Origin of the sequence: Metabacillus arenae (assembly GCF_014773385.1) — a bacterium.
Lineage (GTDB): Bacteria > Bacillota > Bacilli > Bacillales > Bacillaceae > Metabacillus_D > Metabacillus_D arenae.
Genome location: NZ_JACXAI010000037.1, coordinates 1 through 23,569, shown reverse-complemented (window position 1 = coordinate 23,569; position 23,569 = coordinate 1). Strand labels below are relative to the sequence as shown.

Genomic DNA, 23,569 nt, shown 5'->3' with positions numbered 1-23,569 from the left:
TATTAGAATAAAAGAGAATTTTTAATAAATCTAATATATATTTATTTAGTATTAATAACTATAATTTATGAATATAGAGGTGAATGATGAATCTTCATGCATTAAGACTATTCCACATGGTCGCTGAAAAAGGCAATGTTACAAGGGCTGCTGAGGAACTTAACATTAGTCAGCCTGCCGTAACATCACAAATTAAAAGGTTAGAGCAAGAAAGTGGTTTGATTTTATTAGCTCCGAAGGGCAGAGGGATCTTATTAACTGAGGCAGGACATGAACTAGCTAAACATGCTAAGAGGTTGTTTTCGCTTGAAAAAGAAATTGAAGCATATGTTGAGCAATATAAAAATGGATATACAGGAAGGCTGCGTATCGCAGCAACTCATCTTCCCGCGAACTTTTTACTTCCAAAATGGATTGGGCGGTACAAACAAAGATACCCCGATGTTGAAGTAGAACTAACGACTACTAATTCAAAAAAAGCGATTCAGCAATTAATCAATTATGAAGCAGAAATAGCGTTTATTGGCGGGAGAAAAGAGGATAATCAGCTCATCCATAGTGTGAAATTATTTGAAGATGATATGTGGTTTATTGTACATAAAGACCATAGGTTTGCAGCAAAAAAAGTGACATTGGCTGAAATTGCAAGAGAACCATTTGTTTTTCGCGAAGAAGGCAGCTCGGCGCGGGAAAAATTGGTTTCCTTGTGTAAAGTAAACAACGTAAATGAACCAGTTATTGGAGTGCAAATCAATGGGTTAAATGAAACGATCAGAACTGTGATCGAAGGTTATGGAGTTACGTTTGCATCATCACTCGAAGTGAAAGAATACATCGCACGCGGAGACGCTGTAAAGGTTAATGTAGAAGAGATTGAATTAAAAAACCCTATTTCATTATGTACAAGAAAAGAGGAGGCATATTCAGAAACAGCACATCATTTCATACAAAAGGTTACGGATGAGGTTGATGGGGATAAATAAGAATCTAAGCTGCCTTTACTCCTCTTTTTAGGCAGAAATGATGTGTTTATTTTTCTCCCTTATAATTGCTGAGAAAAAAACTAATAATTGCCGTTCCCGCACAAACAAATGGCAGCATGGAATATCCCCAAATAGTGATGACATATCCTCCAAGCATAGATCCTAGTGTAATTCCAATATATAGGGCTGTATTATTCCATGCCATGGCAATTCCTCGGTCCTCGGGGTATTCGGCTGCAAGGCGGGCCTGATAGGAGGTGAACCCTGCATATCCAACCAATGCCCACATGAACAGGAAAAAATAAAGCCAACCTCCAGCTGAAAAGAAAATCCCGATTGCTAAAAGGGTTATTGTTAGCAAAAGGAGTGTAACCTTTGATAGGGTATGCTCTCCGAACCTATGGGTTAACTGACCGCTTGAAAGACTCCCTAAAACAGCGCCGATTCCATAAAAGGCTACGGCCAATGCAATTTCCGACGAGGAGAATTGGTTTTCAGAATAAAGAGCAGCCCCAAGGTATACATAAAGAGCATACATGGAAATCGCCCAGATTGTCGTCACACTTACAGATCTCAGTATTCTAAGAAGATTCCCTTGCTTTTGATAGTTTCTTGAACGGTTATTGGGAACAGTTCTCCATATGTTGAAATTGATAAGGGCTAAAGTTACGCCAGCAAAAGCCATTGTGAAAAATACAGAACGCCAGCAGGCAAAGTGTTCTAGCAATGTTCCGAAAGGTGCTCCAGCCGAAAGAGCCATTAAATGCCCTGAAACGACAATCGAAAGCCATACTCCCCGCCTCTTGGGAGGCGCTATATCTCCGATGATTGCATAAATTAAAGGTGTTATTGAAGCTACAGATAAGCCGGCTAAAAACCGGCTGACGATTACCCATGAAAAGGAAGAAGCAAGACCGGTTAACGCATTAGAAAAAGCAAAAAGAATTAAACCGCAGGTGATAAGGATCCCCTTTTCCTTTTTATCAGACAACCAGCCAAAAAAAGGCGCAGAAACAGCATAGGTTACAGCAAAAACGGTTACCATCCACCCCGCGTCCGCAGAAGTAATCCCAAACTCCTCTGAAATAAATGGCAGTAATGGTGAAACGACAAATAAATCAGTTCCAATAAGAAATAATGTAATCCACCCTACGGCCAAACGTAACCTATCTTTTTGAGACATAGAATACCTCCAAAATAAAGGTTTTTTATATGGTATTCAAATAAATGGAAAGTGGGCTTTTGATGGTATTAAAAAAGAACCTACTTATCCCTTTAAACTTTAAGCTGAGTGATGAATTCACTTCTTAAGATCCAATGAGAGGTATTTTTAATAACAGCAGTTCAATCAGTGTAGATGAAGTTCTTGTCCAGCTTAAAGAGAGGGAGAAAGGGTGGTTCGTTCACCTGCATGTAATGATCATAATCAAACGTTTGTTTAAGCGTGGAAATATGAAGGAAGATCTAAGTAACAATAAGATGTTGTAATAAAGTAAAGAATATAATATTTTTTATTGATTTAGCAGGTAATTTATGTTATATTTTTACCAACTTTAGAGAAATGGAGGTTTTCCTTGTAATGGCATCAATTAGACTTAGATTCCAAACTTTGAACCAGTAATTGAATATGTTCAAAGGCTCTGCTTGTGTGCAGAGTAGATGGGATTGGTCTGCCTATTTTTAAGGAAACCTTTATTTTACGATTTAATGAAAAAGAGGGGACGATTCTACCCTCTTTTTTGTTGTCTTTAAAAATAGAAAACAAAATATCGATGTAGAATTACGTTATTTGTTCTTAACCTTGGCGAATGGGTTAAGTTTCATTCAGTACGTCATTCTTCATTAAAGGACCAAAAGTATAGTTTGTAAGGGACGGTTGTTGATCTTTTTGAAAAACAACTTATCCTTTTCGGTTTTCTTTAGGTATGTCCTTATCCATTTACTTAAACACAGGCAGATTGTCTGTGTTTTTTATTTTGGCTGTTTTCGGAGGCTTTGCTGCTTCTAACAACATGGTCTCTTACTTCGAAAGATTAAGCAGCTCTGGAGGTTTGAGGTTAAATGGGGGACTGGATAAATCGGTGATTCATCAACAAGCCCTAAAAAGACCTAATTAATAAAAAGTAATGGAGGATAAGCATGAGAAGACAAAATAAACGTCATCGTAAGGTACGTAAATGTATAGAAGGCCCCAATTTTTCTGGGCAGCATCTTATGCACAATAAACAGATCATTAAAGATTTAATTGAAAAGGCAAATGTAAGTTCAAGTGATACAGTGGTGGAGCTTGGAGCTGGAAAAGGAGCGCTCACTTTTCCATTGGCTGAAAAAGCAGGTAAGGTATTGGCTATCGAGTATGATGAAGGTTTTGTAGAAGTCCTTCAGAGAAAGGCAGCTTCAAATTCAAATATAAAAATTATTCAAAAGGATATATTGAGTTCTCATCTTCCAAAAGAGCCTTTTACTGTAGTCGCTAATATTCCATATGCCATTACTACACCAATCTTAAAGATGCTTCTGAATCAGCCCAATAATTCTTTACGAAGAGGAGTGTTAGTAATGGAAAAAGGAGCAGCTAAACGCTTTACATCTGATTCCATAACCAATCCTCTCATTTTGAAGTGGCGGATGTGGTTTGATTTAGAATACGTGAAAGGAATTTCTCGAAAAAACTTTTCCCCTCCGCCAAAGGTTGACTCAGCAGTCTTACGGATACGGAGAAAAGTTAAACCGCCTGTTCATCCCCGGTTTCATGCCAGTTTTACAGGTCTTGCTGAATATAGCTTGAAATATCCTAAGCTGGAATTCCATCAGGCGTTAAAAGGCGTGTTTACTCCACCACAAATGAAGCATTTGGTGAGAAATCTAGGGGTTAACCGTGATACGCCTATCCATTTATTGACCGAACATCAGTGGGGAATTGTTTTCAATACAATGGTTCAGTATGTTAAGCGGCCGAATTGGCCGAAGGCAAAAAAATACTAAATCAAAAAGAACCGGAGGGAATGGAAAATGACCAAAAAACAGAAAGCAATAGTTGTAGGTGTAAACCTTAAAAACCAGGATGACTTTGACTATTCTATGGAGGAATTAAAGGGATTGGCTGCCGCAAATAATGTAGAAGTAGTTGGTGAAATGACTCAAAACCTAAGCCGAATTAATAAATCCCATTATATAGGAGCAGGCAAGGTTCAAGAGCTTATCAATTTGTTTCACATGACTGGTGCTGATCTCGTGATTTTTAATGATGAGCTATCTCCGTCACAAATTCGCGTGCTTGAGGAAAAGCTTAAAGGAAGAGTGATTGATCGAACGATGCTGATATTAGATATATTCGCTCTTCGCGCCAAAACGAGAGAAGCACAACTTCAAGTCGAAGTAGCACAATTGGAATATATGCTGCCCCGATTAGTCGGCCAGGGAGAATCCTTAGGCAGGCAGGGCGGAGGAGCAGGTTTGAAAAACAGAGGGGCTGGAGAAACAAAATTAGAACTAGACAGGCGAAAAATTGAAGAAAAAATAACTGCTTTGACTAAGGAATTAGAGTTGCTTGTTGCAAATCGCGAAACCCAGCGTAAACAACGGCAAAGAAGGGAAGTCCCTGTTGTTTCTTTAGTAGGGTATACCAATGCTGGAAAATCCACCATTATGAACGCATTGGTAGAAATGTATAATCAATCCTTAAACAAACAAGTTTTTGAGAAGGATATGTTGTTTGCAACACTTGAAACATCTGTCAGAAAAATAAAGCTTCCTGACAAAAGATCCTTTCTGCTTACCGATACAGTTGGTTTTGTGAGCAAATTGCCCCATCATCTTGTGAAAGCGTTCCGCTCTACACTGGAGGAAGTGGCAGAAGCCGATTTATTGATTCATGTTGTAGATTATTCAGATCCTAATCATCAAAAGCTAATTAATGTTACAAAGCAAACATTGGAAAGTATTGGCATCGAAAATATCCCTGTCGTTTTCGCCTTTAATAAAGGTGATTTAACAGATAGTAAGATTCCAAGGGTGGAAAAGGATTCAGTATATCTTTCAGCTAAACAAAAAATGGGAATGGATGAACTGCTCAACCTGATTACCAACCATATTTTTAAGGATTATATTCACTGTGAGCTGCTGATTCCTTATGATCGAGGACAATTAACCTCTTATTTTAATGAAAATGCTCATGTAATATCGACTGACTATGAACCGAGCGGCACTAAGTTGACATTGGAATGTAAACAAAGTGATTTTGAAAAGTATAAGGAATATGTTCTTAGTAATTGAGATATGGAACACTTATCGATTAGTAAATGGGTAGTTCCATCATAAAAAAACGGGGATGCAAAAGCGCATTCCCGTTTTTTTCGCTGACGGTGCAAATAATTGAAGGACGGCGCAAAAATTTCGTTGAAGGTGCAATTATTCATATAAGCGTGCAATCACTATAATTACACTGGTATTTTTCCGACCAGCGCCTCAAGTAATGTGGCCTAATTTGTATTGTCTGGCTGACTTTCGTACAAAAAACTCATAAAAACGTCCTATCCATGCGTAAAATCAACATTTTATCCTGCAAATTCTCATCTCTTCCACTAGTGAAACCGATTGCTTAAGAGGATATCTTCGATTTCTAGACATTTATCTTCGAATTTTGGAAAATATCTTCGATTTCTCAATGTTTATCTTCGAAATTTCTGAAATATCGATTATTCGACAAAAGAACCAAATATCGACAACCTCTTTTTTTACTTGCAGGGCTTAAAAAATGCGAGCATTTTTCGTTCGGTCTCTTTTAAAAAAGAAATTTGGATTACAGCAAACGTATTCTGGATGGACTGAATTTGTAATAGGCTATGAATTGGGTGTTCAATTTTATGCGGTCGAAACAGCTTTAGAAAAATTCAAGAAAAACAAAAAGTATTTGCAAAGTTTAATATATTCTCGTCACAGTCCCATGAATAAAGTGGATTGGAATGTACAATTGCCTAATTCTATCACATTTAGTAAATGAGCTGGATGTTGTAAATTAAATCATAGTCCCCAATTATATGGTTGGATTAAACAGATAGAGAAAAATCCCTTGTATCCATTCTGTGGACACAAGGGATTTTTGGCGTGAGGAAATTATTTTTCGACTGCAGGCTGATAGCTTCCAGGTATGTTATTAACAGAAATCGATAAACGGTTCCATCCGTTGATCGTAATGATAAGGAAAACGAGATCAACATATTGTTTTTCATCAAAGTGATGGCGGACCCGCTCATATAGATCATCAGGTACACCGCTAACCGAGATAGTGGTCACCGCTTCCGTTAATTCTAACGCAGCCCGCTCTTCCTCACTATAGAATGGTGACTCACGCCACGCATTTAAACAGTAAATCCTTTGTTCTGTTTCACCGATTGCTCTGGCATCCTTTGTATGCATATCTAAGCAATAGGCGCAGCCATTGATTTGAGAAGCACGGATTTTAATCAGTTCTATTAATTTCTTATCAAATCCGGTTGTTTTCTTATACTCCTCTAATTGCAGGATTAAATTGATTGCTTCAGGAGCTGTTCTTAAGTGGTTTATACGTTGTTTCATCTGTATCTCCTCCGTTAAGTCATTTTTTGTTTCATTAATAAGACAAAACAGAGGGTTGATTTGTGACAAAAATAATAGAAAAACATACTTCTTTATAAAGGAGCCGTGATATGAGTTAATTTATCAGGATTTGTAATCATAAAAATTCTTCGAATGTCTTTTTGCAGCGAGTCCAACCCAAAGCAAATCACCTTGCTTGGACGGTTCTCTTTTAGTTGCAAAATTCCAATCTGGCCGTTGACGATTACCGGGTATATCTCTCCTATGAAACTTCCTTTCGCGGAAATTCCTTTGAGAAATGCTGATACGCGCTCCTTGTTTACAATTGGGTTTAAAGCAGAAATTACTTTACCGCCGCCGTCGGATACAAGGACAACATCTTCTGAAAGGAGACTAATAAATTCCTCAAAGTTTCCTGTTGTCGATGCATGAATAAACGCTTTAGCCAGAAAATCTACACGTTCAGTATTCTCTGAACGGACTGAAGCTTCATCCTTTAATTTTCGCTTCGCACGACTGAAGATTTTCCGGCAGTTCACTTCGCTTTTTTCTATTAATCCGGCAATCTCACTGTAGTCATACTCTAATGTTTCTCTTAGAACGAACACCGTTCTTTCTACTGGTGAAAGTTGTTCCAACAAAACAAGAAAGGCATAAGAGACCGTTTCATCCGTCACGACTTTTTCTAAAGGCTGATCAGATCGCTTTATCTGCGGTTCGGGCAGCCATGGTCCAGTGTATATTTCTCTTCTCATGCGGGCTGATTTGATAAAGTTTAAACAACGATTTGTCGTCATTTTAGTAAGGTATGCTTTCGGGTCAGTCATTTGATTTGTGTCAAACCGTTCCATTTGCATGAAGATATCATGTACAATATCTTCCGCATCTGTGACGGAACCAAGCATGCGGTACGCAATGGAAAAAAGAAGCGGTCGATAGGCATTGTATAAGGTTTCGAACTCCTTCAATTTATATCACCTAGTTTCTCGATATTTATCGATTAGTTTAAAAGATTCGTAGATATTAATGAATTTATTTCGCTAATTCAGGCTTGAGTTTGTTCAAGTTTGGCTGGCTGCAAATGCTTTTACAGATTTTATGAATAAAAGTAGTTGATCCTGTTTCATATTGCGAAGGATGGATTAAATTGTATTTTTTCAATAATATCATCTAGCAAAATCTTTCATTTTATTGACGTCATAACTATCATACAATTTAATATAAATCTTTTAAATTATTTCAACCCGGTTAGGAATTGAGGTTAGCAATAGGTGGAATGGGGGAGATGAAGATGAATTGGCTTTTTTTATTGTTAAGTATTATCGGCGGCGCTGGTTTAGCATTTCAAGCTGGGGTAAATGGTGAATTAGGGAAAAGAATGGGAACGATAGAAGCAGCGTTTGTGGCTTATACAGTAGGCTCGTTCGTATTACTTATCGGTACTGTATTTTTTGGGAAAGGGAGCTTAGGTGCTCTATTTTCATTTCAGGCTTGGAAGTGGTTTGTAGGAGCGCTTGGTGCCTCATATATCTTTATAATGGTGGCTGCAATCCCAAGAGTAGGGGCTAGTGCTGCAATTATTGGTGCGATATTAGGACAACTTCTTATCGGAATGATTATTGATCATTTTGGACTCTTTGGAGGGAAAACTCTTCCTATTAATCTCTATCGTATGGCTGGTGCAGTATTGATGATCATTTCTTTACTTCTGTTTTTTAAAAAATAAGACTGCTTAACAATGCTGTTCATGGGAATAGTATGAATCTTCTAGAAATGGAGACTCATTTTTTACGATGAAAGAAATGCTTCTCTCTTCGTGTAGAAAAGTGAATTTCACTACTGTTCAGCAAATCAGAGAAGCATAGTTTCTTTTATTTGTTCGTACGGTTTATTTTACTGTTTCTTACTATTCCGTAAATTGTAAGGGCGATGAATAATAGACATATAATAATAAATGTAACAGTATAACCTATATTATTTTCGTTGTTATTTTCATAAGCAAACATTCCCATTGCAATAGCATTGATAAAAAGACTTATTAGTATCAATGGATGGATTTTTGTTCTATCCATTATTTACCACACTCCCTTTTCTAATATTCTACCATATTATATTCAATTCTTTTAGCAACAATCTTTTAGAAAAGAGCCTTTACGATAGAATAGTAATGCGCTATTATTAGCACATTTTAGTGAAAGGTGAAATTGGAGTTAATGAATATAGTACAGAAAAAACTTCATCACAATCATAAATGTAAGCGCTTTAAAAATTGTGATCAACAATACGTTTTTTTGAGTTTTTTTCTCTTACAATAGAATTGTAAAGGAAATGAGGTGAATCTAAAAGATGAATTCTGAGTTAGAGAGAGTCAGCTTGCATTTGCTTTTAAATCAAACGACGAGCCTCGAAGAATTGGAAGAAGATGTTGGCCTTCATCCTGCCAGGTCCAGACAGTGTATCGATCAAATTAATGAAAAATTAGAAGAATATGGCGGGGTGCTCGTTTCTTTAAAGAAAGACGGAGACATTGAGGTGTCGTTGCAAACAAAAGAGCATTTGTATTTTCTCTTAAAAGAAAACACATTCTCTTCGTTTGACTATCTTGCTCCTGAACTCCGTGAAAGACTTATAATCATCAAGCTATTAATGCATGGGGAAGGGGATTCTCTGCAGGATCTGGCTGATTTTGCCGGGGTTAGTAAGAACACAATGATCAATGATTTGAAAGGGGTCAAGAAAGCTCTGCTGAGGCAATCGTTAACATTAAAATACTCAAGAGTTTATGGGTATCGAGTTTTAGGGAACGAGCTTCAATGCCGTACGATGTTAATGGCTACGTTAAAACATGTCCTCTTGAGGAGGGGAGCTGCTGCTTTATTAGAAAGGAAAGATCTCTTGCAAAAGGACGAGCGATTTTTTATGAAACAAAGACTTTTAGAGGTAGAACGGCGTTTATCCATTTCCTTTACGGATGAACAGTTGGAGGATTTGCCTGTTTTATTGCTCGCGCTGCTAACTAGGATGCAGAGAACTGAAGGTGTTTGTGAAAGTGAATTCAAGGAGTATGAGCTGACCCAAACAAATGAGTATGATGTCATTAAAGATTTGTTTTGGCATTTCCCAAATTTATCTGAATCAGATAAGGTCTACTTGACCATTCAAGTATTGTCTGCCAATATGCTGGATTCCTCTCTGAATTTCTTGCATCTTCATAAATTAGAACAGGCAGTCGATGCATTTTTAAAAGAGTTAGAGCCTAGTTTAGCTACGAGTCTAGCAGGGAAGCGGGGATTAAAGCAAAAGCTGATCCATCATTTAAAACCAGCATTGTTTCGCGTGAAATTTGGTTTTTCCATTCGCAATCATTTGACAGAAGAATTCATGACAGAATATTCCTCGATTTTTGCGATTGTAAAGAGTTCCTTAGCGCCGCTGGAAATGCTGGCGAATCGAATTTTTAATGATGAAGAAATTGTCTATCTTGCCATGCATATACAGGCGTGGATTTATCAATCGAACGAAGAGGAAGAGTATGATTATCGAGCTCTTGTTGTATGCCGTAACGGTACATCCGTATCAAAGTTGTTATTAGAAGGGTTAAAAGGGCTGTTTCCTTCGATCCACTTTGTTGGTGCGTTTGCAGAAAGAACGTACCACGAAAGGGAAGAGGAAGTTGATTTTATTTTCTCTACAGTCGAGTTAAATACAAGAAAGAAGGTTTTTTTGACTCACCCGATCTTGAATAAAGCAAATCGCGCTGCCTTAAAGAAAATGGTTTATCAGTGCGTGGATTCAGACGTTAGCCTGAGGGTCTCCAAGCTTATGAACGAATTAAAAGAGTATGTCCAACCTGAAGACCAATCAAAGGTTCATCAAAAAATTACTCATTATTTGAAAAACTCCAGGAAACCTGTAGAACAGCTGGAAGAAAAGACGGAAGAAACGCTATTTCCTTTCTCGACCGATCATATTCTATTTGCGGAAGATGGAATGGATTGGAAAAAAGCGATTTTATATACAATTGAACCTTTGCTCCAAAGAAAGTCAATTACGAAAGAGTATATTGAGAAAACGGTCGAGCTCTTTGAAGCAGAAGGAGAGCGGATGATGCTCGGACCTTCTGTTTATTTGCCGCATGCAAGTCCGGATGATGGGGCGATTCGGAATGATTTTAGCTTGCTAATATGCAGGAAGCCTGTCAAGGTTCGTGATGATCAAGAAGCAAAAGTGATGATCGTTCTCTCCCCATCACGTGATAATCAGCACGTTGCGACGTTACTGCATCTAAACGAACTGTTCTTGAATGAAAAAGTAGCGAATCGAATTATACAAGCAAAAACCAAACGTGAAGTCGTGGAGCTTCTATCGCTGCCATCATGAGGAGGTGATGTTGTTGAGCGTAGCAAAATTGATTGATAAAGAACTTGTCTATCTGAATGAACATATAGAAACGAAAGAAGAGCTCTACGGTTTTGTGGCAGATCACCTTTTTCAAATAGGTTTTGTTAAAAAAACGTATAAAGAAGCCCTTATAGCAAGAGAAAGAGAGTATCCGACTGGACTTTCGCTTGAGGGAGTCAATATTGGAATTCCACATACTGATTGCTTTCACATTGAAGAGCCTTTTATTTACCTAGTGAAGACGAAGCACTCAGTTACCCTCACGCATATGGGGACAGATGATGTTGAAATTCCTGTTCACTATTTATTCTTTCTTGGTATAAAGAAACCGACAGAACAAGTTCAACTTCTGCAAACATTAATGGATAAGTTTCAGGATCCCGAATTTGTCCATCTTCTTAAGCACATTGAGGAAAATGAAAGATTAGTCTCATTCTTAAAAAAAGAGTTCAAGGAGTGATTCACGTGAAAAATGTTATTGTAGCTTGCGGATCTGGAGTAGCAACAAGTCAGACTGTTGCATCAAAAGTAAAGAAAATCCTGGATCAACACAAAGTGAAGGCAAATGTAGAAGCGGTTGATATTAAGTCACTCAACCAATACACAAAAACAAGTGATGTCTACATTGCGATTACAAAAGCCAAAAATTCTCCTGATATTCCAACCTTGAATGGAATCGCTTTTTTAACTGGAATGGGGATTGAAGCAGAGACTGAAAAGCTATTGAATTTATTAAAGTGAGGTGACGATCATGGACGTCATTCAAAGCATAGTTCAGTATGTGTTGGATTTAGGTGCTCCTGTTTTTGTTCCTCTCATAATGATTTTGGTTGGGTTAAGTGTAAGAATGAAGTTCAAAGAAGCGTTAAGCGCAGGGGTCATTTTAGGTGTGGCATTCACAGGAATGACGATTGTCATTGGCTTTATGCTAGATAATTTGACTCCGGCAGCACAAGGGTTGGTTGAGCGAACAGGAATTGAATTGAATATTATCGATGGGGGATGGACGTCACTTGCTACATTGGCTTGGGCTTGGCCATTAGCCTTCCTCATGTTTCCGCTGCAACTGGTAGTTAATGGAGTGATGCTCATTACGAATAAAACGCAAACGCTGAACGTTGATTTGTGGAATATTTGGGGCAAAATCTTAACTGCCGTACTCGTTGTTGCTGTGACCGGAAATATATACATCGCCTTTGTTGTGGCAGCGATTTCGATGGTGGTCGAGCTGATTTTAGCGGATGTCAATCAGAAGCAGATAGAGAACATTACAGGGATACCAGGAGTGACAGTCCCGCATGGTATGCTCCTGTTCGGGGTATTTCTCTTTCCCTTTAACTGGTTAATTAGCAAGATCCCAGGACTGGATCGTCATATTGATGCAGATACATTAAAGGATAAGCTTGGTATTTTTGCCGAGAATCACATTATGGGCTTTATTATCGGGCTTCTGCTCGGAATTGCAGCCGGATATTCTGTGCCTGAAACATTAACTTTGGCGGTTTCGGCAGCAGCGGCATTAACACTTTTCCCAATGGTTGCTAAACTCTTTATGCAAGCGCTGTCACCTTTATCTGAAGCAATCTCTGAATTTATGAAAAAAAAGTTTTCGAACAGGCAGATCCATATTGGACTTGACTGGCCGATCTTAGCGGGAAGCAGTGAAGTCTGGGTGGCTATGATCCTGATGGTTCCAATTACGCTTATCTATGCCATTATTTTGCCGGGAAGCAACATTTTGCCTTTTGCAGGGATTATCAATATTTCCTTGGCCGTACCGGCATTAATTATAACTGGCGGAAACTTGCTGCGCATGTTGGTATTGGGTGTTGTGACTACTCCGGTGTTTCTCTACATCGCCACAGCGTTTGCGCCAGCGATTACGCAGCTTGCTTATGATACAGGTGCGGTTGATGTTGAATCAGGACAGCTTCTTTCATGGAGCACGATTGAACTCCCGGTTTTCCGCTATATCTTCGCTGATGCCGCTCAAATCGTCAATGGCCAATTTTCGATTGGACTTATCTTTGTGCCAATTTGGTTTGTCTGCCTCGTTGCGTATTACAAAATGATGAAGAAACGGACAGAGCAATTAGAAGAAGCAGAAGAAGCAGCGTAAGGGAGGAGTGCTGGAAATTGATTTACACGATTACCTTGAATCCAGCGATTGACAAAATCATTGAAGTCGATGGCCATTTAACAAAAAAGAAAACAAACCGAGTCCGTAAGCATGAATATGACCTGGGAGGGAAGGGTCTGCATGTCTCGAATGTGATGAACCAATTCGGGGTTGAAAATACCGCTCTTGGTTTTATCGGTGAGAGAAATGAGCGTCTAATGCTGAAAATCCTTGATGAAAAGGGGATTCATCATCAGTTGATTCGTGAACCGGACAAGGAAACACGGGAGTGCATTGTGATCCTTGATGATTCAAAGGACGGAAGTACGATGATCACGGGTGCAGGTTTTGAAATATCGTATGAACGTTTTGGAAAGCTGCTTTCATTTATTCAAAAGAAAGTGCAAGAGGAGGATGTTGTAGTCGTGGCTGGCTCACTCCCTCCTGATATGTGTATGACCCAGTTTGAACAGCTTCTCATGCAAATCAAGCAAACCTCTTGTTTCCTTGCATGCGACCTTTCGGGAGATGCACTAAAGAAAGCAGTGGAGGTAGGGGTCGACTTTATTAAACCGAACCAACACGAAATTCAGGATCTGGAGCTTCCGAAAGATGTTCCTTTAATTGGGCAGCTGGAGCAGTTAGCACGCAATATCCAATACGTGGTTGTCAGTTTAGGGGAAAAGGGCTGTTATATGGCACATAAGGATTCCATCTATAAAATAATGGCTCCTGCTGTGGAGGAAGTGAATGATACAGGGGCTGGAGATGTCTTCGTGGGAGCCTTCATCGCGCAACTTGCGAAAAGGGCCCCACTTGAAACAATGATTCGGTACGCTGTTGGCTGCTCGGCTTCAAAAGTGACACATCGCAACTGTACGGACTTTGATATTGAACACGCAAAATCTCTATTTCAACAAATAAAGATCAAACAAGTGGAGGTAGAACAAAATGCTTTATCGTAAGGAACGAACGGAGTTATGTGAAATAGTACACATGATGTTTCAACGCTTTGAAACAAATACTGCCGGCGGCAACGTCAGTGTCCGAATGAATGAAGACCATATTATTATGACACCGACGCTCATGTCCCAACAAAAGCTATGCAATTTGAAACCGTATGAGATTTTGGTTGTCGATATGAATGAGCAGAAGGTAGAAGGAGAAGGAGGTATTACACGAGAGATTAACATGCATATGGCTTGCTATCTAGAGCGCCCGGATATTGGTTGTGTCTTGCATGCCCATCCAAAGGAGTCGCTGGTTTTCGCTACAGCCGGGCTGGCTCCCCCAAATTTAACAGAAGGCACACAAAAACTTGGGGATATTCCTGTCTTGCCTTTTGCCCCGGCAACCTCGCTGGAATTAGCGGAGACAGTACGCTCGCATGTTCGATCTCTTGAAGACAGTTCATTGCCAAGAGCGATGCTCCTTCGAACACACGGCATACTTGTCTTAGATAAAACCTTACACAAGGCATACGACATCCTTGAGAGAATTGAGTTCAATTCCTATGTCGCCTCAAAAGTCCTTTTATTTGATGCTTTAAACATTAAGAAGATGGAAGACCAAATGCAGTATCAGTTTAATCTGAAAGAGTAATGTCATAAAGAAGGGATGGGGAAAACATGTCATATAAGAAAGAAGTAGTCTTTTATGCACAAAAGGCCTCAGCAAACGGGCTGTCAGAAGGAACAGCGGGAAATGTGAGTATTCGAAATGGTGATAGGATGTATATCACACCATCAGCTTTGCCGTATGACCAAATGGAAGAAGCGGATGTACTAACCGTTGACATTCGGACAGGGGCCGTGTTGGAAGGAGAAAGAAAGCCTTCTACAGAAACACCGATGCACCGTTTTATTTATCTGAAAGACGATAGAATTGGCGCTATCGTTCATACGCACTCCCGCTATGCGACCATGTTTGCCTGTGCACATATGCCGATTCCACCAGTTCACTATGTGATTGCCAATATAGGAAGGGAAATCCCGGTTGCCCCGTACGCAACATATGGTTCGGAGCAGCTTGCCCACAATGCAGTCCAAACACTTGGAGACAATAATGGAACTTTGCTCGCCAATCATGGAGTCATTGCAATCGGGGATCATCTAAAAGAAGCCTATAATCGAGCAGAAGTCATTGAAGAAGTAGCGGAACTGGCATATGGAAGTTACATGTTAAAAAGCCTTCATCCATTGTCTGATAAAGACCTGGATGATGCACTTGAGAATTTCAAAATGTATATTAGCGGATGAGGCTAAAGACGCTCTTTCTGTCCTGATTAGGGGTAGAGAGAGTTTTTTTCTAGTCATCTGATTAAATTGTAAATGTATTAAATTAGTATAAGTAAACCGAAAATATTCAATTCTACCGAATCTTAAATCTTATTGAGTCTTCTGGGTTAGGAAGAAAATGAGTGTGAACTAATGATTGTTCAGCTCATTTTTTATATGCGAATCACCAATCAAATTTTAGAATTATTTAATAAATGGTTTACTCTTTATTAAGAAATTTCGCCTATTCTTTTATTGGAGGACATTTCCAGTCTAACTGTGATTATTTTTTTCTTTAAGATATGATGTATTTAACAATGAAGAAGATCGTTTGAAAATTGGTGCATGAGTGTCTATCCGAAAGCGATTGCTTTTATCTAATATTGCTATGATTCTCATACCGGTAGTCTCCTTTATACTTATTGAAATTCTGTTAAGTGTTTTTCTTTTTTACATTTTTAATATGGATCTCGATGAAAATGTTGGGGGCACCTTTATTTCCTTAAGGTTTGCAGGATTATTGATTGTTTTAATCGTAACAAATGGATTGCTGACCTATTTTGTTTCAAAAAGCATTATTAAACCGATAAAAAAGCATTCAAATGCAGCGGAAGAAATAAGCAAGGATAATTTGGATTTTCGGATTGAACCAATGAATAATGGTGAGCTTGGAAAGCTGTCAGAAACCTTTGAAGTGATGCGTTGCAAGCTGAAAGAATCTGCAAAATTACAGATGAAATATGAGAATAACCGCAAAGAATTAATTTCTTATATATCTCACGACCTTAAAACACCGATTACCTCTATTAAAGGATATGTGGAGGGAATCCGTGATGGGGTTGCAAATACACCTGAAAAAATGGATCGCAAACCATATTCACAAAGGCGATTGATATGGACCATTTGATTGATGATCTTTTTTTATATTCAAAATTAGATTTAAACGGCAGTCCATTTGATTTTGAGAAAATAGATCTTAACACCTATTTTTTAGATTTTATTGAAGAACTCCAATTTGATTTAGATAAGGAAGGTGTCTCCATTTTTTATTATGCCGAACCAGCTGCTTCATATATAGTGAAAGCTTGATAGAGAACAATTAAAGCGGGTTGCCATGAATATTATCCATAATAGTTTAAAGCATATGGATAAAGAAGAAAAACATATAAATGTTTATTTGAAGGCGACAACTGAACATGTCATTGTCCAGATTCAGGATAATGGAATTGGTATTTCCAAGGAGGCCTTGCCCAATATTTTCGAACAGTTTTATCGGTCAGACCCATCAAGAAATACAGCAACTGGCGGTAGTGGATTAGGACTTGGGATTGTCAAACGCATTGTTGATAACCATAACGGAGATATATGGGCTGAAAGTGAATTAGGAGAAGGGACTAGTATCTTCTTTGCTTTTAAGAAGTCCTTGAACGAGGGGTTATTATCATGAACAAAATTTTAATCATTGAAGATGAAATGAGCATTGCAGAATTGGAACGGGATTATCTTGAAATAAACGGGTTTGCAGTAGAAATTGTAACAAGCGGGGAAAAGGGGCTTCAAAGGGCTGTTTCGGAAAATTTTGATTTGATTTTATAGATTTAGTGCTTCCCGGAATGGACGGTTTTACAATATGTAAGAAGATACGGAAAACGAAGGGTATTCCTACTTTAATGGTAACTGCTAAAAAAGAGGATATTGATAAAATACGAGGACTTGAGCTAGGGGCAGATGATTATATTGTAAAGCCGTTTAGTCCAAGTGAATTAGTGGCAAGAGTAAAAGCACATCTATCAAGGTACAACCGTTTAGTAAACCGGGAAGGATTGGCAGATGAGATCCAAACTAATGGGTTACATATTGATATTGCGGTTGTCGTCCCCATCTGGACCAAAAAACCTCAAAAAACCACTGACTTATAGATTGGAAAAAATAGGTGAGATTCACCGAAGACCCATTTTTGAGATGGGTTTTTCTGATCAGTTAAGAAAGTTTAAGTTAATTAAAGTATTAACGTGATAAAGATTGGTATCTATGTCCAGCTCCGAGCGCCATCGGCTAGAGGTCACAAGTCAATCCCTGCCGGCACGCCTTGTGCTTGTCGCCGATAGACGGGCGCTCTGCGCTTTTCGTTCTTGTTTCAGAAAATAAAAAAAGCATTGGGGAAATCCTCCCCAATGCCAAAGCTGTGCCAATTAAACTAAACTAGAAGTGGTATGATCAGACCTGACAGGAGTAAAATCAATGCTCCACCTAATCGAGATGAGATTTGGGCAAATGGCATCAATTCCATTCTTTTAGCTGCTGATAACACAGCTACATCTCCAGTCCCCCCCATGTTAGCCATACATAATCCTGCTGTAATGGCAGCTTCGATTGTGTAAAAGCCGACTAATTTTCCTAAAAGTCCTGCTCCAATGATAGCGCCTAATACGACACCAAATACCGTTAGGACATATTGAAGAGTAAGTGCTTCCAAAACTGTATTTAAATCTGTATACGCAACACCAATCCCAAATAATAAAGCAAATGTCCAGTTACTTGCCACAAATTGATACCATTGACTCGCACCATCAAGTATAATACCTGGAATCACATTTGCTATTTTTGCAACAGCGACAACAATAATCATAATTGCATATGGATGTAATGGTATAAAATCTCCTAAAACATTTCCGATTGTGAAGAAAGCTAATGCAGCTAATAAACCCACACCCATCTTTCCTATGTCATATTTCTGTTCACTTTTTTCATACTTGAATCCTTTAATTAACTGTCCATTCCCTGATAGTGAAGGGAATCTTTTCCCAATCATATCTAATACACTTGCAAGAACAATCGCAAATACATTACCTAGAGCCAGCGCTGGGACTAACATTGAAATATAATAGCTTGGTTCGTTTCCTAATAATTCTGAATATATTTGACTCATCGGCACAGCACCTGCACCCATTCCGCCACCCATAATCGGCAGTGTCATAACTAAAATTGCGTCCTGAAGTGAAAAACCTACTAATGTGCCAATAATACCTGCTATCACAATTGAACCAATAACTGCACCAAAGATTGGAATAAAGTAACGTAATCCTACCTTCACCAATATTTTTGAATTCATCCCTAAAATACTACCTGTAATTAACGCTGCGATATAAAAATCTAGAAATCCACCTGTTTTCATAAAATCTGTAACAGATGTTGTTATTGTTTCTGGAAGCAGACCGCTGTAAACCATGTAAGCAGCCCCAAATATAGCTATAATAGCTCCTCCACCTAAGAAGGTTTTGACAATTGGTGTACGATCTCCAATCCACCCAAAAGCTTCACCCAACACAATCATGACCAGCAAACTACCTATCATTCCACTTGGAAGACTACCAGTATACATGCTAATTAAAGTAATAATTGCAAAAATTCCGAACCAAACAATAGGTGTATTAAATATTTTATGTTGTGGATTTGTATCTAATTGACGAATACTTGATTTTTTTTCAAAGGATAATTCTTTTGCTGTCTGTTCCATACTAGAACTCCTCTCTTAAATCATCTTCTATGAAAGCGAACTTTTTGTATTTTGTTTTACGTAAAAGCTTCTGCTGTTCTTTCATTAAGTGTGTTATGAATGATGCCGGTCCTTTTAAGGATCCATTTGGAGAGAAATAGGCCTAGAATCGCCTTCCAAGCTTACAAGAATGTTCGTTTAAGCAAGACTTAAGTCAGCTTCTTTGGTTTACATCCATTTTGCTAACCATTTCTATTTTCCTGATTGTTGAGGATAAAGATTTATCGGTTGTTTTTTTAGGATTATTTGCGAACATATTTTATCAACCCCCCTTCAAGTAACCGCTTTCACAACATGAACTCATCATACTCGAATAATCAATCAATAGATATCTTTTGTAATTATTAATACCTTTTTGTAATTAAAAAAAGCAGCAAAGGCTGCTTTTAAATTTAATCATATTCGTCTAGTATTGCTTGATTGGACTCATTATACATATAAGAATAAAGCGGCCTGCCTATTCCATATGTTAATGTCTCATCAATTACATGAATATCATTTAAGAATGTCAGATACTTTCTAATTGAAACTCTTGATATATCTGTTATTTCAGCTATTTCCTCTGTAGTAAAGGGAGACTTACCTTGCCTTTTAATAGCGTTAAAAACTGTATTTAGCGTCTTTCTTGATAATCCTTTTGGTAGAGGTTTTAATGGTTCATCTGCAAATTTTTCATTTTGTTTGACGAATAAAAGTTCATCTAAGTCCTCCTGATTCATTTTCCTTTGTTGATTTAGATAAAGGTATTTATCTTGGTAAGATGTGAGAGCTTGATGAAATCTTTCAAATGTAAATGGTTTAATTAAATAATCAACTATTCCAAGTCTTAGGGCTGTTTGGACTTTATCTACTTCAGATGCTGCTGTAATAAGAATTACATCTACTTCTTTTTTTTCTTCTCTAATTTTCCTTATAAGAGTTAACCCATTTTCTTCTGGCATGTACACGTCTAAAAGTATAAGATTAACCTTATTGCAATTAAGAACTTTAATTGCTTCCTTTACAGAATGTGCTATACCAACTAAAAAGAACCCCTCTATTTCCTTTAGGTACTGTTTATTAAACTCTGCTACCATCGGGTCATCCTCAACAATTAATACGTTTATCATTCGTCACCCTCTTTTACTTCGTATGGAATTTGAATTATAAATTCAGTCCCGTTTTCATTGCTCAAGTTCAGCTGAATGGATCCTCCTAAGCTTTCAATGCTTTTATTCACTAAATATAATCCATATCCACGGTTTGATCCCTTTGTCGAATACCCTTTTTCAAATATTTGAGTAAACTGATCCTTTTTGAGACCTGGGCCTGAATCGCGGATTTTTATTTGAAGTTGATGTTTACTATAGTTTAATTTTACCTGTACCTTCTTTTCTTTCATATTATTTAAAGCTTCTATTGCATTGTCTATTACATTTCCAAGGATTGTTATTAATTCATGGGTAACATAAGCCTCTCTCGGTTCTGGAATGACGGTCTCATTCTCAATCCGCATCTCCACTAGGTTTTCTCGAGCATAGCTAAGCTTGCCCATAATAAATCCAGCAAGTGCTGGATCTTTAATATTTTTCGTAACATGGTCAATTTCATGAACACGATGATCGACAATTTGATTGATGAATTTTTTTAGCTCATCAAAACACCCCATTTTAACCAACCCAAGAATAACATGAAGCCGATTCATAAACTCGTGTGACTGGGCACGTAAAGCTTCGGCATACATCCGAACACCTGTTAATTGTTCTGCTAATTGATGAACCTCAGTTTTGTCCCTAAATGTTGAAAGTGCTCCGACAATTTCCTTGTTTACAATCAGAGGAACTCTATTAACTAAAATCGATACACCGTTGACAGTTAACTCTACATCTTGTTCGGGTTTGCCTGTCTTTAACACCCGATCTAATTTTGAAGAGGGCATATACTCTGTTAATTTCATACCAACAGGATTGTCTGGCAAACCAGTATTCATAAAGATTCGTAAAGCTGACTTATTTACGAGTGTTATCGTTGAATCCTTATCAACTGCAATAATTCCTTCGTGCACAGATTGAAGCATCGTATTTCTTTCTTCATGAATTTTTGCAATGGTAAGTGGTTCTAATCCAAATAATATCTTTTTGATGTACCTTGCTAAAATAACCGCTCCTAGTACGCCAACTAATATACCTATAATTGAACCAATGATAATATTTTGATGTCCCTTTTCTAGTGCTTGTTCAACAATATTAAGGGATATCCCTACTGCCACGGCTCCAATTTGTTCATTATCAGGGCCGTAGATAGGAGTGAATGCACGTAATGATTGTCCTAATGTTCCAGTAGAAAGTGATATATGTTCTTTTCCATTTAATACGGCCTTTTCATCTCCACCAACAAAACTTTTTCCTATCATTGCTGGATTAGGGTGAGATTTTCTAATTCCGTTCATATCCATAACTACGACAAAAAGAACATTAGTAGCTTGTTGAATTTCGCTAGTATATTGTTGGATCGCTCCTTCATCCTGTTCTTCATTTTCTAATCCATTTTTAACGATAACAGATTTGGCAACTGTTCTTGATACAATCTTTGCTTTTTCTTCTAGATTGACACGAATCGAATTGCTTACGGTATGACTAATTAATAAATCAGTAAAAAGCAAGGATAGAAGTACAACTAAGCATACAAAGAAAATGATAATAGTACTTAGCTTAAACTTTTGTTTTGACAAGGGAACCACTCCTATGAACGGATGAATAGGCTGTACACTTTTCTTTATATAACTCAACTTTCACAGAGGAAAATCGGTGAATAAACTCGTTATAAATGACAAGGAGACTTGTTGATCAGGGTTTGAAGGAATTAATAGAGAGATTTAGTTACCGCTTACATTTATATGTAGAATTAGCCTTGAACATTATTCCTACACTCATTATTACAATGATCGTGAAAGGATGTTCAAGGCTTTAACGAAAAATACTTATATCCCTATGTGTATAAGCTTTCTTAAATTACACTAGATTTATTCCATCAACTTTTTGTTTCTTCGCTAATGCTAAAAGGCGCTTTTTCGTATCTTCTACGTTGACATTTTTTTGTGAAACACCAGTTTCTATTGCGGTAGTTGCAACTGCTGCTGCTACATGTGCCGCTACCCTGCAATCAAATGGATCTGGAATGACATAATCAGCATGTAGTTCTTCATCTGAGATTAATCCAGCAATCGCAAAAACGGCAGCAAGTTTCATATCTTCATTGATTTCTTTCGCATGAACATCTAAAGCCCCGCGGAAAATTCCTGGGAATGCAAGGACATTATTGACCTGATTTGGGAAATCAGAACGTCCTGTCCCTACTACGAGTGCTCCCGCTTCTTTTGCCTCTTCTGGCATGATTTCTGGTATCGGATTTGCCATAGCAAAGATAATCGGATTTTGATTCATAGATCGTACCATTTCTTTCGTAACGGCACCTGCAGCTGACACACCAACAAACAAATCAGCGCCAATTAGTGCGTCCGCTAATGTTCCTTGCATTTGTTCTTTGTTTGTAATGGTGGCCATTTCTTCCTTGAATTTATTCATACCAACCGGACGACCTTGATAAATGACTCCTTTTGTATCACATAAAATAACATCTTTTACGCCCATACATAGCAACAGCTTAATAATAGCCACGCCTGCAGCTCCAGCCCCATTTACTACCACACGAATATCCTCTATTTTTTTGTTCGCCAGTTTAAGAGCATTTATTAGACCTGCTGCGGTTACAATGGCTGTTCCGTGTTGATCATCATGAAAAACAGGGATATTGCACTCTTTTCGTAAACGATCTTCAATTTCAAAGCATCGAGGAGAAGCGATGTCTTCTAAATTCACTCCGCCAAAAGTCGGCTCTAATAATTTAACAACCTCTACAATTTTATCTGGGTTAGTAGTATTTAAGCAAATAGGGAATGCGTCCACATCTGCAAATGATTTGAATAACAAGGCCTTTCCTTCCATGACTGGCATGGAAGCTTTTGGGCCGATATTTCCAAGACCAAGTACAGCTGTTCCATCTGAAACAACGGCAACTAGATTTCCCTTCATTGTATAATCATATACTGTACTTTCGTTCTCATGAATAGCTAAACAAGGCTCCGCTACACCAGGGGAATAAGCAAGACTTAAATCTTTTGCATCACGTACTGGAACCTTAGAATGGACACTAAGCTTTCCTTGATTTTTTATATGCATCTTCAATGCTTCTTCACGTAATGTTGACATAATAGGATCTCCCTGCCTTTGTTGAATTTTTAAGTGATGACTACTAATAGAAATGAAAGATATTCAGAATAAAATAGCTTTTTGATACATTCCATTTCATCAATCCATTTACTCTAGCTATTTATCAAAATCTCCAAATTGAAATCTTAATAAAATTCCCATTTCAATAATGATGATTTAATATTGATATGCCATTAATAAGTACTAATTAGCAATAAAAGGGAAGGAATAACTAGATCTGATATCCTATGCCTCCTATCATCCTTCATTATTATTGTTTTTTAGAAAATTTCAAAGCTTTTGTAATTAAAAAAATTGTCTCTCCACCATTGTTTGTGAAACACACAGAATTCTGACAATAAGATAGCTAGATTGGTACCTGCTCAAACTCTCTCCTTCTTCATCTTACA

Annotated in this window: 21 protein-coding genes and 2 pseudogenes; 16 read left to right on the top strand and 7 right to left on the bottom strand. The window is 37.9% G+C overall.

From position 1 onward, the window contains the following. Positions 1 to 86: 86 nt before the first annotated feature. Entirely contained in the window at positions 87 to 983 is an 897-nt protein-coding gene (locus IC621_RS21695; protein WP_191161386.1) for a LysR family transcriptional regulator, read from the top strand. A 46-nt stretch (positions 984 to 1,029) separates the two neighbouring features. Here the strand turns inward: IC621_RS21695 and IC621_RS21690 are convergent, their stop codons facing one another. Then, a complete protein-coding gene (locus IC621_RS21690; protein WP_191161384.1) occupies positions 1,030 to 2,166 on the bottom strand; it encodes an MFS transporter in 1,137 nt (378 codons plus the stop codon). 956 nt (positions 2,167 to 3,122) lie between these two features. On the opposite strand from IC621_RS21690, the gene erm reads away from it, so the two are divergent. The 3 genes from erm (at position 3,123) to IC621_RS21675 (ending at position 5,985) form a co-directional block, all read left to right on the top strand. After that, positions 3,123 to 3,968, top strand: coding sequence for a 23S ribosomal RNA methyltransferase Erm (erm, locus tag IC621_RS21685; protein WP_191161382.1), 846 nt, complete (start codon positions 3,123 to 3,125; stop codon positions 3,966 to 3,968). 27 nt (positions 3,969 to 3,995) lie between these two features. Beyond that, positions 3,996 to 5,258, top strand: coding sequence for a GTPase HflX (hflX, locus tag IC621_RS21680; protein WP_191161380.1), 1,263 nt, complete (start codon positions 3,996 to 3,998; stop codon positions 5,256 to 5,258). Positions 5,259 to 5,739: 481 nt separating this feature from the next. Next, positions 5,740 to 5,985 carry a hypothetical protein gene (locus tag IC621_RS21675; protein ID WP_191161378.1) on the top strand — a complete coding sequence of 82 codons (246 nt, stop codon included), beginning with the start codon at positions 5,740 to 5,742 and terminating at the stop codon, positions 5,983 to 5,985. Positions 5,986 to 6,098: 113 nt separating this feature from the next. Here IC621_RS21675 and IC621_RS21670 read toward each other — a convergent pair whose 3' ends face one another. Together IC621_RS21670 and IC621_RS21665 are read right to left on the bottom strand one after the other, a co-directional pair. After that, entirely contained in the window at positions 6,099 to 6,560 is a 462-nt protein-coding gene (locus IC621_RS21670; protein ID WP_191161375.1) for a carboxymuconolactone decarboxylase family protein, read from the bottom strand. A 92-nt stretch (positions 6,561 to 6,652) separates the two neighbouring features. Next, positions 6,653 to 7,528: an RNA polymerase sigma-70 factor gene (locus tag IC621_RS21665; RefSeq protein ID WP_191161373.1), complete on the bottom strand. Its 876-nt coding sequence runs from the start codon at positions 7,526 to 7,528 to the stop codon at positions 6,653 to 6,655. Positions 7,529 to 7,851: 323 nt separating this feature from the next. Between IC621_RS21665 and IC621_RS21660 the strand changes: the two genes are divergently transcribed. From IC621_RS21660 to IC621_RS21615, 12 genes and pseudogenes are all read left to right on the top strand, one after another. Then, positions 7,852 to 8,286 (top strand): DMT family transporter, encoded by a 435-nt coding sequence (locus IC621_RS21660; protein WP_191161371.1) that lies wholly within the window; start codon positions 7,852 to 7,854, stop codon positions 8,284 to 8,286. A 620-nt stretch (positions 8,287 to 8,906) separates the two neighbouring features. Beyond that, on the top strand, positions 8,907 to 10,940 hold the full coding sequence (locus IC621_RS21655; protein WP_191161369.1) for a BglG family transcription antiterminator: 2,034 nt from the start codon (positions 8,907 to 8,909) through the stop codon (positions 10,938 to 10,940). A 13-nt stretch (positions 10,941 to 10,953) separates the two neighbouring features. Beyond that, positions 10,954 to 11,421, top strand: a complete 468-nt coding sequence (locus tag IC621_RS21650; RefSeq protein WP_191161367.1) for a PTS sugar transporter subunit IIA — start codon at positions 10,954 to 10,956, stop codon at positions 11,419 to 11,421. Between the two features lie 5 nt (positions 11,422 to 11,426). Beyond that, positions 11,427 to 11,702, top strand: a complete 276-nt coding sequence (locus IC621_RS21645; protein ID WP_191161365.1) for a PTS sugar transporter subunit IIB — start codon at positions 11,427 to 11,429, stop codon at positions 11,700 to 11,702. A 10-nt stretch (positions 11,703 to 11,712) separates the two neighbouring features. Next, the gene (locus tag IC621_RS21640) at positions 11,713 to 13,080 is read left to right on the top strand and encodes a PTS galactitol transporter subunit IIC (RefSeq protein WP_191161363.1); all 1,368 of its coding nucleotides are present in this window, start codon (positions 11,713 to 11,715) and stop codon (positions 13,078 to 13,080) included. Between the two features lie 17 nt (positions 13,081 to 13,097). Further along, complete coding sequence (locus IC621_RS21635; RefSeq protein ID WP_191161361.1) at positions 13,098 to 14,045, top strand: 1-phosphofructokinase family hexose kinase; 948 nt, start codon at positions 13,098 to 13,100, stop codon at positions 14,043 to 14,045. Further along, positions 14,032 to 14,682 carry a class II aldolase/adducin family protein gene (locus IC621_RS21630; RefSeq protein WP_191161359.1) on the top strand — a complete coding sequence of 217 codons (651 nt, stop codon included), beginning with the start codon at positions 14,032 to 14,034 and terminating at the stop codon, positions 14,680 to 14,682. The genes IC621_RS21635 and IC621_RS21630 overlap by 14 nt, the downstream gene beginning before the upstream one ends. A gap of 26 nt (positions 14,683 to 14,708) precedes the next feature. Next, entirely contained in the window at positions 14,709 to 15,338 is a 630-nt protein-coding gene (locus IC621_RS21625) for a class II aldolase/adducin family protein (protein ID WP_191161357.1), read from the top strand. A gap of 367 nt (positions 15,339 to 15,705) precedes the next feature. After that, entirely contained in the window at positions 15,706 to 16,263 is a 558-nt protein-coding gene (locus IC621_RS26660; protein WP_318153105.1) for a histidine kinase dimerization/phospho-acceptor domain-containing protein, read from the top strand. Next, positions 16,251 to 16,445 carry a hypothetical protein gene (locus IC621_RS26655; protein ID WP_224752721.1) on the top strand — a complete coding sequence of 65 codons (195 nt, stop codon included), beginning with the start codon at positions 16,251 to 16,253 and terminating at the stop codon, positions 16,443 to 16,445. The genes IC621_RS26660 and IC621_RS26655 overlap by 13 nt, the downstream gene beginning before the upstream one ends. Before the next feature lie 10 nt (positions 16,446 to 16,455). Continuing rightward, a pseudogene (locus IC621_RS26650) lies at positions 16,456 to 16,803 on the top strand (sensor histidine kinase); the annotation flags it as partial. Continuing rightward, a pseudogene (locus tag IC621_RS21615) lies at positions 16,800 to 17,218 on the top strand (response regulator transcription factor); the annotation flags it as partial. The pseudogenes IC621_RS26650 and IC621_RS21615, both read left to right, overlap by 4 nt. A gap of 335 nt (positions 17,219 to 17,553) precedes the next feature. Here IC621_RS21615 and IC621_RS21610 read toward each other — a convergent pair. The 4 genes from IC621_RS21610 to IC621_RS21595 form a co-directional block, all read right to left on the bottom strand. Further along, positions 17,554 to 18,873 (bottom strand): 2-hydroxycarboxylate transporter family protein, encoded by a 1,320-nt coding sequence (locus tag IC621_RS21610; protein ID WP_191161355.1) that lies wholly within the window; start codon positions 18,871 to 18,873, stop codon positions 17,554 to 17,556. 431 nt (positions 18,874 to 19,304) lie between these two features. Then, positions 19,305 to 20,021: a response regulator gene (locus IC621_RS21605; protein WP_191161353.1), complete on the bottom strand. Its 717-nt coding sequence runs from the start codon at positions 20,019 to 20,021 to the stop codon at positions 19,305 to 19,307. Next, positions 20,018 to 21,622 (bottom strand): DcuS/MalK family sensor histidine kinase, encoded by a 1,605-nt coding sequence (dcuS, locus tag IC621_RS21600; protein WP_191161351.1) that lies wholly within the window; start codon positions 21,620 to 21,622, stop codon positions 20,018 to 20,020. Before dcuS ends, IC621_RS21605 begins: the two co-directional genes overlap by 4 nt. 280 nt (positions 21,623 to 21,902) lie before the next feature. Then, complete coding sequence (locus IC621_RS21595) at positions 21,903 to 23,159, bottom strand: NAD(P)-dependent malic enzyme (protein WP_191161349.1); 1,257 nt, start codon at positions 23,157 to 23,159, stop codon at positions 21,903 to 21,905. Positions 23,160 to 23,569 lie beyond the last annotated feature (410 nt).

What these genes read in the sequence shown, in the direction of transcription:
- IC621_RS21660 (WP_191161371.1), top strand. Translation starts at nt 7,852, where the DNA reads ATGAATTGGCTTTTTTTATTGTTAAGTATTATCGGCGGCGCTGGTTTA.
- IC621_RS21630 (WP_191161359.1), top strand. Translation starts at nt 14,032, where the DNA reads ATGCTTTATCGTAAGGAACGAACGGAGTTATGTGAAATAGTACACATG.
- IC621_RS21675 (WP_191161378.1), top strand. Translation starts at nt 5,740, where the DNA reads ATGCGAGCATTTTTCGTTCGGTCTCTTTTAAAAAAGAAATTTGGATTA.
- IC621_RS26655 (WP_224752721.1), top strand. Translation starts at nt 16,251, where the DNA reads ATGGACCATTTGATTGATGATCTTTTTTTATATTCAAAATTAGATTTA.
- IC621_RS21655 (WP_191161369.1), top strand. Translation starts at nt 8,907, where the DNA reads ATGAATTCTGAGTTAGAGAGAGTCAGCTTGCATTTGCTTTTAAATCAA.
- IC621_RS21605 (WP_191161353.1), bottom strand. Translation starts at nt 20,021, where the DNA reads ATGATAAACGTATTAATTGTTGAGGATGACCCGATGGTAGCAGAGTTT.
- IC621_RS21595 (WP_191161349.1), bottom strand. Translation starts at nt 23,159, where the DNA reads ATGTCAACATTACGTGAAGAAGCATTGAAGATGCATATAAAAAATCAA.
- IC621_RS21695 (WP_191161386.1), top strand. Translation starts at nt 87, where the DNA reads ATGAATCTTCATGCATTAAGACTATTCCACATGGTCGCTGAAAAAGGC.
- erm (WP_191161382.1), top strand. Translation starts at nt 3,123, where the DNA reads ATGAGAAGACAAAATAAACGTCATCGTAAGGTACGTAAATGTATAGAA.
- IC621_RS21625 (WP_191161357.1), top strand. Translation starts at nt 14,709, where the DNA reads ATGTCATATAAGAAAGAAGTAGTCTTTTATGCACAAAAGGCCTCAGCA.
- IC621_RS21690 (WP_191161384.1), bottom strand. Translation starts at nt 2,166, where the DNA reads ATGTCTCAAAAAGATAGGTTACGTTTGGCCGTAGGGTGGATTACATTA.
- IC621_RS21640 (WP_191161363.1), top strand. Translation starts at nt 11,713, where the DNA reads ATGGACGTCATTCAAAGCATAGTTCAGTATGTGTTGGATTTAGGTGCT.
- IC621_RS21610 (WP_191161355.1), bottom strand. Translation starts at nt 18,873, where the DNA reads ATGGAACAGACAGCAAAAGAATTATCCTTTGAAAAAAAATCAAGTATT.
- hflX (WP_191161380.1), top strand. Translation starts at nt 3,996, where the DNA reads ATGACCAAAAAACAGAAAGCAATAGTTGTAGGTGTAAACCTTAAAAAC.
- IC621_RS21670 (WP_191161375.1), bottom strand. Translation starts at nt 6,560, where the DNA reads ATGAAACAACGTATAAACCACTTAAGAACAGCTCCTGAAGCAATCAAT.